Below are 11,834 nucleotides of genomic sequence, written 5' to 3' on the forward strand. Positions count from 1 at the left end.
TTAATTGCAGCGTTTAGATCCCTATCTATCTCAAAACCGCAGTTCTCACAGCAATAAATTCTTTCGGATAAAGAAAGATTTTCTTTTTTATGCCCACAGTGAGAACAGGTTTTACTTGATGGATAAAATCTATCAGCAATTATAATTATGGCTTCGCCACGCAGGCTATCACAGCCAAATTTTTTAGCTTTATATTCTAGCTGACGCTTAAACTCATGAAACCCACAATCAGCTATTGCTTGAGCTAATTTATGATTTGACAACATCCCTGAAACATTTAAATCTTCTACTACTATCTTGGCGTGGTTTTTGCATAAGTAAGTAGTAAGCTTATGAAGAGTATCTTTTCTCAGGTTTGCTATTCTTGCATGATGTCTAGCTAGTTGAATTTTAGCTTTATGCTTATTGTTTGAACATGAAGCTTTTCTACAATAGACCTTGGATAATCTTTGTAGTTTAACTAAATTCTGTTGATAGTGTTTAGGACTAGAAAAGGTAACACCAGTGCTGAGTGTAGCTAGTTCCTTCACTCCCAAATCAACACCAACAATAGCATGGTCTTTAATAGTTGGCTGACATTCTTGTTCATAAGAAAAGGCTATATACCAACTATCAGCAGTTCTAGAAATAGTAATACTTTTACAGGTGGTATGAGGTAATCCTTCATAAGTTTTTACCCATCCAATTGTTGGTAGTTTTATTGATATACCACCTACAGGAATTGGTTTACCACCTGCATCAATTGTAAAACTATCATTTTTCCCTTTCTTTTTGAAGTTAGGATATTTAGACTGTCCTTGAAAGAATCTCTGAAAAGCTTCACCTAAACTATCAAAAGCATATTGAGTGATTTTCTGACAAATACCTTTTTCTTTCATCCATGTCAATTCAGGTTTGACATGATTATTAAAGAATTTTTTGAGTATGTATTTATTTGGTTTTAATCCATCATTATACAAATCCTGCCAAGTTGCTAAACCCCAATTATAAGTAAACCTTGCTATACCAGCGTGTTTAGCCATTAATATTTCTTGGGTTTTATTTAACTTGAGTTTTGTTTTGATGGATAAAAGCATTTGCTGATGTCAACACTATACTTTATTATTTAATTCTGACACATTTTGCCTAATTTTTTAGTCAACTTATTCCATGTATACGTCAAATACTTGTGTTTTTCTATACATTTGTACAGGTTTATCTAGTAAATTGTCAACTTAGGACAAGCTCAACTCCTCATATCCTGACTAGGTAGTGAGGTTAATTAACAGCTTTCCATGACAATGGTTGTTGCATAAAAAAACTATACATGGTTAAGTTTAGATATAATAATGACTCATTGTTTGTTTTCCTAAGTGGAGAAACTAATGGGTCGCGCCAAAAAGGTTGTCTTAGCATATTCTGGTGGAGTAGATACTTCTGTTTGCATCCCCTACCTTAAAGAAGAATGGGGAGTTGAAGAGGTAATCACCCTAGCAGCAGATTTAGGTCAGGGAGATGAATTAGAACCAGTACGAGAAAAAGCTTTAAAATCTGGTGCAAGTGAATCTCTAGTAGCGGATGTCAAAGATAGCTTTGTCCAAGATTACGCATTTCCCGCAATTCAAGCCAATGCACTCTATGAAAATCGTTATCCTCTAGGAACTGCATTAGCTAGACCTTTGATTGCTAAGGTATTAGTAGAAACAGCCGAAAAATATGGTGCGGATGCGATCGCTCACGGTTGTACTGGTAAAGGTAATGATCAAGTACGTTTTGATGTTTCCTGTACAGCACTAAACCCCAACTTAAAAATTCTTGCACCTGCCAGAGAATGGGGAATGAGTCGGGAAGAAACTATTGCTTATGGTGAGCAGTTTGGTATTCCTGCACCCGTAAAAAAATCCTCTCCCTTCAGTATTGACAAAAATTTACTTGGTCGCAGTATCGAAGCTGGTACTTTGGAAGATCCAGCTAACGAACCCCCAGAAGAAATTTATGAAATGACTAAAGCCATAGCTGATACTCCCAATGAACCGGAATATCTGGAAATTGGCTTTGAAAAAGGCATTCCCACCACCATCAACGGTACATCAAAAACACCAGTTCAGCTAATTCAAGAACTCAATACTATCGTTGGCAATCACGGTATTGGGCGCATTGACATGATTGAAAACCGCCTAGTAGGCATTAAATCACGGGAAATCTACGAATCACCAGCAATGGTGGTGTTAATTAATGCCCATCGTGATTTAGAAAGCCTGACTTTAACAGCAGATGTTACTCAATACAAACGGGGTATTGAAGAAACCTATACCAAATTAGTATACAACGGACTTTGGTACAGTCCACTTAAAGCCGCCCTTGATGCTTTTATTCAACAAACACAAGAAAGAGTTTCGGGTGTTGTGCGGTTAAAACTGTTTAAAGGTAACGCCACCATAGTAGGACGTTGGAGTGATAACACCCTTTATACTCCCGATTTAGCCACCTACGGAGCAGAAGATCAATTTGATCACAAAGCCGCAGAAGGCTTTATTTACGTCTGGGGACTACCTACCCGCATTTGGGCGCAGTCTTAAGTGACTGGGGACTGGGGACTGGGGACTGGGGAAGAAGCAGGGGAGCAGGGAGCAGGGAGCAGGGGGAAAATTATTTGTATTTTCCCAATCACCAATCACCAATCACCAATCACCAATCACCAATCACCTATTCCCCCAAATGCTTAACTTGGCGTGATTCCCACCAAATAGGAACAACAATTACAGCAACTAGAATAAGTAACGCCAAAATTGCAAATTGACTTACCCAAGCTACTAATTGTTCTAGGGAAACAATTCTGCCGGCAAAGAAAGCTAAAGTCACCATGACACCAGCCCAGGCAGAAGCTCCTGCTAAGTTATATACCAGGAATTTACCAAAAGACATTTCGGCAATACCCGCAAGTGGAGCCGCAAAAATTCTCAATAATGCGAAAAAACGACCAAAAAATACAGCTTTAGCAGCATTTTCACTAAATTGATCTTTAATACTCAGCAGTCGGGTTTCAGATATACGGAATATGTTTCCCACTTGTAACAGGAACGGCCAACCACCAACCCTACCAATCCAATAGCCGAAAGTACCGCCTATTACAGCACCTGTAACAGCATCACCCAGAACCAGCCAGTAATTAAGCTCATCACTACCAGCTAGGAAACCGCCCACTAAAGTCACGGTTTCACCAGGAAGAGGAATGCCCAAATTCTCTAGCAAAATTCCCAAAAAAATAGCCCAATAACCGTAAGATTGAGCAAATTCTTGGATGTTTTCTAGTGAAAATAGCTCAAAAGACATCCAGCACCGCCGACTTTACAAATTTTTACTTTTACTATATTTTGGCTTGTCTGGAGTTAGGCTGTCAAATAATTGGTAATTGATTATTGACGTTCATAATGACAAAAACCTGATCATTGCTTTTCACCATTCGGTTTTTTTCAATTCCTTCTACTTATAATTTCAGGTTAATTTCTTGTAATAAAAATTGTTTTCTTCCCTATTTCCTGGACGTAAATATATGATAACTATAGAAATAGACATGATATTATGTACATTTTTGAAATGTAATTATTAAAAAGTTATAAAAATACACACAAATTATAAGAAAATAATAACAGTTAAATTGGCTACCGAAATCCGCAGTCATTTATGACTATATTGGAAATATCTATCAAATTTTATACTCTCGTTTGTCATGATTCCTGTAGCAGTTCCATAGATATCGACTATAATTGCATTAAGTCCTGTCTGACTAAGAAAAAACAGTATTTACACTGTTGACACTCAATCTTGATTGATATAATTTCCATTTTCTGAACATTTCAACTGCCCTGTTCAACTACCCAGTTAAATTCATGACTCTTACACAAGAACGCCAAGTGATTTTGTTCAAACCCCAAGGAAGCATAGACTTACAGGTTGGTACGGCCTTGAGTGAAAAGATGGCTGGAGTAAAACCTCAACCTGATCAACTCTGGGTTATCGATCTCGCAGAAGTTGAATTCATGGATAGCTCTGGTTTAGTTCCCCTAGTTCAAGCACTGAAAGTTGTACGCGAAAGCGGTTGTCGCTTAGTTCTTTGCAACGTGCAAGCTCCTGTAAGATTAGTATTGGAACTTACTCACCTAGATTCAGTGTTTGAGATAGTTAACAATTGCGAAGATATATTTTCTCATCTCAATAAGCAAAGTCTGGTGACAGTAGGCTAAATTCTCGGCTTTTCTGAGGGAAAATAGCCAATTTAAGAATATTTTTTCGCTTGTCATATTGACAGAACATTACTGGATATAATCACCCTTTAAATTCTCGCTCTAGCAAGCTGAATCTCTATTGCACCTGCAAAATATGACTAGGTTGACTAGAGGTTTGGCCGCTAGGCGATACAAATTGATAAAACCTGAGAAAAATTGAAGATACAGCAAAAGTCAGGAGTCAGGAGTCAGAAAAAAGATAAATAGGGGATGTTGAATAAACGTAAAACCTAGAAAATTAAGGATTTCAAGGAGTCAGGAGTTCAAGGATATCAAGGAGTTTTTTGCTCACATTCCGCATAAGCGGAGAATAAAAAAATAATTATCTCCAAAAACATTGTTTGGTAAGGGTTTTCAGGATTTTAGTTCAAAGGAACTATAAAATGTTTATTAGGAATTTATCTCATTTATTGAGAATATTTTTGGAGTAAAGTTTGTACAACCCTGAATCTTTCGTGATAATTATTCAGAATTGGATTTTATCTGCAGAATGTGGGTTTTTGTATTTTCAAACGAGGTAAAAACCAACAAAGTACAAGGTTTTCCTACTCATGGCTTCCAAAACCTTGCACCTATTTTATTTGTTATCACCTTCAAACTCTTTATTCATCCAGGTTTTGAGTTTATTCAGCAACCCGTAGGTACTGTGAGCCTAAAAAAGCTGCCACTTTGTTAGTGTTGGGAAAATTTCCAAATCAAAGAAACTCCTTAAATAACTTTTTCAGCAACCCTAATTAAAAATTATCTCTTCAGCCTAGTCCGAAGAGCAATTAATTTTAGCAATAAACTACTTGCTTTAAAAAGATAATTAATCAGACAATTAATCTGAATATAAATTTCTACATTACCATATCCGTCTAAACATTTTGCGGAGTAGATATATTTTCTTGTCCAGATATAGGACTAGAAAAATTTGGTAAATCAATACCACTATGACTTGAGTGGCGAGTTTTGAGTGCTAACCGATAACTTACACTTTGTAGTTCAGCTTGTAATTGCCGATTTTCTCTTTGTAACATTGCCACTTTCTCTCTGACTGGAGTCATTCTTTCCTCAAACTTACGACGGTAAATTTGTGGTAATTCTTGTACTACTTGCTCTAACATCCGACTGCGATCAGTCAATTCTTGAACTGACTGTCGTAATTGGTAAATTTCCGAGTCACGAGAGGCAATTTGCTCTTGGTAGAAGGTTACTTGCTCTTCCACCGCTTGGAGTTGTTCTTTTAAAGCATCTAACTGACTCAAATCATACTCAGGTTCAGCTTTTTGCGGAATAAAGCTAGTATTACCCTTAACCAGCCGGAACAGTTCTTGAGATAGCTGTTGCACTAATTGGTCTCTTAGTTGCAACTCTTGACGCAACTGCGATACTTCAGTAGAAAGTGCTTGGATTTCGGGTGTGTTAGATTGGCTCACAGCGATTTATCTCTTAGGAATAACTGCGACAATATTAACTTTGGTAAGTGCTAGGGACAGCAATAAAATATTTTTCAAATATTTTTTAAATATTTTTAAATATTTTTAAATATTTCAGGACTTACGCAAAAGGGAACGAAAGTAGGGGTAATTCATGAATTACCCCTACGCAAGAATAAGGTTTTCAGTCACATCTTGCGTAAGTCCTATATTTATTATAGTGTCCTTTCCTATACTCTATATGTATGAAAAAAAACACTTACTTCATGATTTGATTCAAAACATATCGCAATTAGGAGCAATTGACAACTGTTAGAATACGTAAATTTTTCTAAATGGGAGGAATCCCCGAAGAATTCCTCACTCAGCACTTTTTAAGCAGCTACAGTTTCTTTAGCTGACTTGTCTTCTTTTATTTCCTGCTTGATTGTTAAGTAGCGAATTACTTCTTCGCTCAATCTCATAGCACGTTCAAAAGGAGCGATCGCACCTGCTGGGGCTGTGTAGTTAAATTGGATGTAGATGCCGTCACGGTGTCTGTTGATTTCATAAGCCAGACGACGCTTACCCCGATTTTGGATTTCCAGATTCTCAGCACCCTGTTCAGTTAACAAGTTCTGATATTTAGTAACCGCTTGTTCTACCTGCTCATCTCCCAAATCAGGGCGGAGAATGTACATTGTCTCGTAAACTGTGGTCATATATTTTTAGTCACCTTATGGACAAAAAAGGCTGCTGACATAGATTTATACAAGTAAAACAGATGAGTTACTGGTCAAAATCAACATCGGAAGCAACAAGGAATTATAATCTTACCAGTTTTCGATGAAAATCATCAGCCTCATCCGCCGAAATTTGCATCTCTAAGGATATTAATCAAAGTTATGGCGCAACGCTATGTGCGAGTTAAGAGTCAAGAAGGAAAAATTTACTATGGTTTGCTGCAATTATCCCTAAACGTGGAAGTTTTGGACGCTCCACCTTGGTTAGAAGGGCAACCCACTGATTTAATTTTAGAACCGGACAAATACAGACTCCTAGCTCCCTGTTCACCCTCGAAAATTGTGGCTGTAGGAAAGAATTATGCTGATCATGCGGCAGAAATGGGCAGTTCTGTACCTGCTGAACCGCTGATTTTCTTCAAACCGCCCACAACTGTAATCGCCTCAGAAATGGAAATCAAATATCCTGCACAGTCACAACGGGTAGACTATGAAGGCGAGTTAGCGTTAGTGATAGGCGATCGCACCTCTGACTGTACACCAGAGGCAGCCCAAAGCAAAATTTGGGGTTACACCATTGCCAATGATGTTACAGCCAGAGATTTACAAAAAAAAGATGCCCAGTGGACAAGAGCCAAAGGTTTTGATACATTTTGCCCTTTAGGTCCTTGGATTGTGCGAGAATTGAACCCAGGAGCGAGATTACAAACCTTTTTGAATGATCAACCTCATCCCGTCCAATCTGCCTGTATTGATCAAATGGTATTTTCCCCAGATTATTTAGTGTCCTATATCAGTCAAGTAATGACACTATTACCAGGGGATGTGGTGCTAACAGGTACACCCTTTGGCGTAGGACCATTAAATATAGGCGATCGCGTCCGTGTGGAAATCGAAGGTATTGGCCGCCTGGAAAACATAGTTATCCGACGATAATTATTGTTTGAGATTTTGGGAACAGCTGATCCTCAAAACTGTTAATCCAAAATCCAAAATCTAAAATCTAAAATTGGTATTTAACCTAACGCACCTGCATATGAACAGCATCAGAAATGGCTGGTATTTCTGCATAACGGCCATTTAAAGACTGGAATACAGAATAAACTACAGCCCCAACTATCCCCATAAAAATGGTTGTATACAGTGTTTGCATAGCAAAACCACTACCAGGGACAAATTTCACAAGATCAGTCAAGATGCCACACAAAAATACCACAATATCCAAAATGATGGCTTGCATAGTGTTGAAACGAATAAAATGGGCGATTTTGTCATTTCTGACAACTAATAGCCACAAAGCAAAGAAAATAATTATTCCAGCATAACGGACACCATAGTAAATTCTTAACAATGGCAGCATAGGTAAAAAGACTATTCCCAACAATGGAAAATCTCGCAGTAAAAACTGACCAAATGCAAATACTTCAATCAGAGGCAGTAAATAAGGCAAACAAGCAAAAATTCGATCAGGAACAGTAGTAGAGCCGCGCCAATTCATGGTAAATTCTCCTATGGCTAAATTTGAATAGCTATTTGAGCGTTATGATAACGCAGCTGCTTGATTTTGCTGATAAATTAGATTATTTTATTAGATTATTTTATATTGGCGAGTCGGAAACCCATTATACACTCAAACTGTTCTGCTTGCTGTTCTGTAAATTGGCGAATAGCTTGACCACAACGCAGCTTACCCTCATACCAACGGGGTTTACCGCTGTTGTTAGCAAGCCAACAAGATTGGCAAACTTGCTCAGGGGCAAAGATTTGATCATCCGTTACAATAACTAACATCGCAATACCTCCATCGCTCCTTTTGGCATCAAGGCAGGAACTCACAAAATAGCAAATAAATAAAATAGTGAATGTTTGCTAACTGCATATAGTTTTATTGTATATTATATATTTTGGATATTAATTTTTCTTAGTCAAAATTAATACGAATATTTTTCTAGTTAATTATAGGCAGAATCCCACAGATGAAATTTACAAACCCTTGGTTGATAGATGAAAATATTGACCCTGAAACGAGACGCAAGCCCCAGGCTTTTAGACATGGGGATAAGTCGATAGCGACTTTAGTCGCATTAAAGCGATTGATTGGCTTTAGCCACATTCAAAATTGTATAGAATAATTCATCCAATCTGTATTAAAACTTCATGTTATTATGCAGGACAATATCGAAAATCAGAAAAATGTCTAATTATGGATGCCAACAACACTTAATCAATCCTGATGAAAATTTAGCTGCTATTCTGGAATTTTTGTGTGGAGAATCAGCTAAACTTGCTAATTGCGGAACTTATTACGCAAGACAATTGTATTTTAAAACTGGCAGGATACCTGGAAAATACGATTTGCATAAATTATTTAAAAGCAACGTCCATTTTCAAGCAATGTATTCACACGTTGCTCAACAATGTTTAACTACAGTTGCAGAATCTTTTAATTCATTCATCGGATTACTTAAAGGAATTAAAGAAGGAACAGTTGAGCAACGCCCGAAGCTCCCTGGGTATCGGAAAGGTGGACTAGCTTTAGTTACTTATCCAAAAGCAGATGTAAAACTCAAAGAAGGGCTTTTAAGGTTTCCTCTTGGCACTAAAGTAAAAACGTGGTTTGGATTAGATGCTTTTTACTTGCCAATGCCGTCAAATATCGAGTTTAAAAGCATTAAAGAATTGAGGATTTTACCGAGAAACAAGTGTTTTTACATCGAATATGTGTACAAGCAGCCTGATGTTGCGGTTGCTCTAGATAAGTCTAGAGCATTAGGGATAGACCACGGCATAAATAATTGGTTAACTTGCATTTCTAATATTGGAACAAGTTTTATTATTGATGGAAAGCATTTAAAATCAATGAATCAATGGTACAACAAACGGATTGCTACCATTAAAGAAAATAAAACTCCAGGATTCTGGAATGAGAAATTAGCCCACATCACTGAAAAACGCAATCGTCAAGCCAGGGATGCCGTTAATAAAGCTGCAAGATTGGTAATTAATCATTGCTTAACTAACAACATTGGCACAATTGTATTCGGGTGGAATAAAAAACAAAAAGATCACACTGATATGGGAAAACTTAATAATCAAAAGTTTGTTCAAATTCCATCAGCTAAATTAAAAAACCGTATTCAGCAATTATGTAACCAATATAAAATTCAATTTGTAGAAACAGAGGAATCATATACTTCAAAAGCTTCATTTTTAGATGGTGATGTGCTACCTACATTTCGTGCAAAACCGGAAGGGTGGCAATCATCAGGAAAACGTGTGAATCGTGGATTGTTCAGAACAGCAAAAAATATTTTATTAAATGCTGATGCTAACGGAGCAGCTAATATTTTAGTTAAAGTAGCGATAAAACTAGGTCTAGACCTCAGTGGAATCAGTAGGGTGTCTTTGATAGCACCGTTGAAGGTTCGTTTGTGGACTATTCAAGAATCCCCCGGCTTTTAGCCGTGGGGAGTATCAATTCCTTTAGCTTAAATAATGAAGTCAAAATTCAAAGGCAATTAAAATAACAGTTATAACGCTGTTATTACCGTGCTGTACTGCCTACAAAACCTTCAGTTTTACCAGTTTATCAACTTGATCAAAGGATAATTCCCGTGAACAAAACCAACTCAGACATTCTTAAATCATCAGATCCTGCTGTTAACGACTTAATCAGCCAAGAACTACAACGGCAACGTGATCACCTAGAATTGATAGCTAGTGAAAACTTTACTTCCGCTGCTGTACTAGCGGCGCAAGGTTCTGTCTTAACCAACAAATACGCCGAAGGTTTACCAGGTAAACGCTACTATGGTGGTTGTGAATTTGTTGACAAAATTGAACAAATAGCCATTGATAGAGCTAAACAATTATTTGGTGCTGCTCATGCTAACGTCCAACCCCATTCTGGCGCACAAGCCAACTTTGCTGTATTCCTTACTTTGCTAGAACCAGGGGATAAAATTATGGGCATGGACCTATCACACGGTGGACACCTAACCCACGGTTCACCAGTGAATGTTTCCGGCAAATGGTTCCAAGTGCGTCACTATGGAGTTAGCAAAGAGACAGAACAGCTTGATTATGATCAAATTCGGGATTTAGCAATTAAAGAACGTCCAAAGCTGTTAATTTGCGGTTATTCAGCCTATCCCCGGATCATTGACTTTGCAAAATTCCGCAGTATTGCAGATGAAGTTGGCGCCTACCTGCTTGCAGATATTGCTCACATTGCTGGCTTAGTAGCTACAGGACATCATCCTAACCCCATTCCCTATTGTGATGTAGTGACAACAACCACCCATAAAACCTTACGTGGACCTAGAGGCGGATTGATTTTAACCCGTGATGAAGAACTCGGTAAAAAGTTTGATAAATCAGTATTTCCTGGTACTCAAGGTGGACCATTAGAACACGTAATAGCAGGTAAAGCTGTAGCCTTTGGGGAAGCATTGAAACCTGAGTTTACAACTTATTCTGGTCACGTGATTGAAAATGCTCGTGCTTTAGCTACCCAACTGCAAAATAGAGGTTTAAAATTAGTATCAGATGGTACAGATAATCATTTAATGCTAGTAGATTTACGTTCTGTGGGTATGACAGGTAAAAAAGCAGATAGGTTAGTGAGTGAAGTAAATATCACCGCTAACAAAAATACAGTGCCTTTTGATCCAGAATCACCATTTGTTACCAGTGGATTGAGATTAGGTTCACCAGCCATGACCACAAGAGGTTTAGGAGTGGCAGAATTTACAGAAATTGGGAATATTATTAGCGATCGCCTACTTTCCCCAGATTCTAAAACAGTAGCAGAAGATTGCCGTCGTCGAGTCGCAGCATTGTGCGATCGCTTTCCCCTGTATCCTCACCTAGAAATTCCTGTACCAGTTCTAGCTTAAAAAGCATTTATGCACCAACCAGAAGCAGCCCTAATCGCAGCTGCTTTAGCTGGTGCAGTCTTGGGATTTCTAGGCTACAACGTCAATACCGCTCCAATCTTTAGGGTGATAGAGGATCTTAATTGTATCGGCTAGTAACTAGACATCTCCAAAATAGAATGTATTAATTTGTCATAAGTTGTAGGTGTCATAAGTTGTAGGGGCGAAGCTTATGGGCGATAATTTAACGGAAAAATCAGACATCTAAATATCCCATAAGCTTCGACCTGCCCCCATAAATAGGTTCCATAATTTCTTTTCTGGAGATGTCTACTGTAAATTCAATACTTTTCGGTCAACTAATAACATATAAATCATGTAGGTTGGGTTGAGGAACGAAACCCAACTTTTACAAGCGTTTGTTGGGTTTCACTTTGTTCAACCCAACCTTGTATCTTAGAGGTATGTTAGAGGAAGTGGTAGACCGTCCCAACCTTGGTCAGAAAAGACCGCTTCGTAGCAAGGATCACCACAACAATCTCCATGACAGAA

The 11,834-nt window shown here is 37.9% G+C and carries 12 protein-coding genes; 6 read left to right on the top strand and 6 right to left on the bottom strand.

Features of this window, described 5'->3' with window-relative positions:
• On the bottom strand, positions 1–1,076 hold a 1,076-nt coding region (locus tag FFR48_RS19575; protein WP_137668534.1), incomplete at its 3' end, for an RNA-guided endonuclease InsQ/TnpB family protein.
• A 288-nt stretch (positions 1,077–1,364) separates the two neighbouring features.
• Here FFR48_RS19575 and FFR48_RS19580 point away from each other — a divergent pair.
• Positions 1,365–2,558 carry an argininosuccinate synthase gene (locus FFR48_RS19580; RefSeq protein ID WP_096569396.1) on the top strand — a complete coding sequence of 398 codons (1,194 nt, stop codon included), beginning with the start codon at positions 1,365–1,367 and terminating at the stop codon, positions 2,556–2,558.
• Entirely contained in the window at positions 2,559–2,705 is a 147-nt protein-coding gene (locus tag FFR48_RS19585; protein ID WP_162501921.1) for a hypothetical protein, read from the top strand.
• Here the strand turns inward: FFR48_RS19585 and FFR48_RS19590 are convergent.
• On the bottom strand, positions 2,686–3,312 hold the full coding sequence (locus tag FFR48_RS19590; protein WP_137668535.1) for a DedA family protein: 627 nt from the start codon (positions 3,310–3,312) through the stop codon (positions 2,686–2,688). The genes FFR48_RS19585 and FFR48_RS19590 overlap by 20 nt on opposite strands.
• 557 nt (positions 3,313–3,869) lie before the next feature.
• On the opposite strand from FFR48_RS19590, the gene FFR48_RS19595 reads away from it, so the two are divergent.
• Positions 3,870–4,223 carry an STAS domain-containing protein gene (locus tag FFR48_RS19595; protein WP_096569390.1) on the top strand — a complete coding sequence of 118 codons (354 nt, stop codon included), beginning with the start codon at positions 3,870–3,872 and terminating at the stop codon, positions 4,221–4,223.
• An 899-nt stretch (positions 4,224–5,122) separates the two neighbouring features.
• Here the strand turns inward: FFR48_RS19595 and FFR48_RS19600 are convergent.
• Together FFR48_RS19600 and rpsF are read right to left on the bottom strand one after the other, a co-directional pair.
• Positions 5,123–5,683, bottom strand: coding sequence for an Npun_F5560 family protein (locus tag FFR48_RS19600; protein WP_096569387.1), 561 nt, complete (start codon positions 5,681–5,683; stop codon positions 5,123–5,125).
• A 374-nt stretch (positions 5,684–6,057) separates the two neighbouring features.
• A complete protein-coding gene (rpsF, locus tag FFR48_RS19605; protein WP_096569384.1) occupies positions 6,058–6,384 on the bottom strand; it encodes a 30S ribosomal protein S6 in 327 nt (108 codons plus the stop codon).
• A 183-nt stretch (positions 6,385–6,567) separates the two neighbouring features.
• Here rpsF and FFR48_RS19610 point away from each other — a divergent pair, with 183 nt between their 5' ends.
• Positions 6,568–7,341, top strand: a complete 774-nt coding sequence (locus tag FFR48_RS19610; RefSeq protein WP_137668536.1) for a fumarylacetoacetate hydrolase family protein — start codon at positions 6,568–6,570, stop codon at positions 7,339–7,341.
• Positions 7,342–7,426: 85 nt separating this feature from the next.
• On the opposite strand, the gene FFR48_RS19615 is transcribed toward FFR48_RS19610, so the two are convergent.
• Both FFR48_RS19615 and FFR48_RS19620 read right to left on the bottom strand, forming a co-directional pair.
• Positions 7,427–7,903 (bottom strand): Tic20 family protein, encoded by a 477-nt coding sequence (locus tag FFR48_RS19615; RefSeq protein WP_096569378.1) that lies wholly within the window; start codon positions 7,901–7,903, stop codon positions 7,427–7,429.
• A 95-nt stretch (positions 7,904–7,998) separates the two neighbouring features.
• A complete protein-coding gene (locus FFR48_RS19620) occupies positions 7,999–8,196 on the bottom strand; it encodes a hypothetical protein (protein WP_137668537.1) in 198 nt (65 codons plus the stop codon).
• 402 nt (positions 8,197–8,598) lie between these two features.
• Here FFR48_RS19620 and FFR48_RS19625 point away from each other — a divergent pair, with 402 nt between their 5' ends.
• Positions 8,599–9,867: an RNA-guided endonuclease InsQ/TnpB family protein gene (locus FFR48_RS19625; RefSeq protein ID WP_096565816.1), complete on the top strand. Its 1,269-nt coding sequence runs from the start codon at positions 8,599–8,601 to the stop codon at positions 9,865–9,867.
• Positions 9,868–10,019: 152 nt separating this feature from the next.
• Positions 10,020–11,303: a serine hydroxymethyltransferase gene (gene glyA, locus FFR48_RS19630; RefSeq protein ID WP_137668538.1), complete on the top strand. Its 1,284-nt coding sequence runs from the start codon at positions 10,020–10,022 to the stop codon at positions 11,301–11,303.
• Positions 11,304–11,834 lie beyond the last annotated feature (531 nt).

Origin of the sequence: Sphaerospermopsis reniformis (assembly GCF_005402885.1) — a bacterium.
In the GTDB taxonomy this organism is placed as follows: Bacteria; Cyanobacteriota; Cyanobacteriia; order Cyanobacteriales; family Nostocaceae; genus Sphaerospermopsis; species Sphaerospermopsis kisseleviana.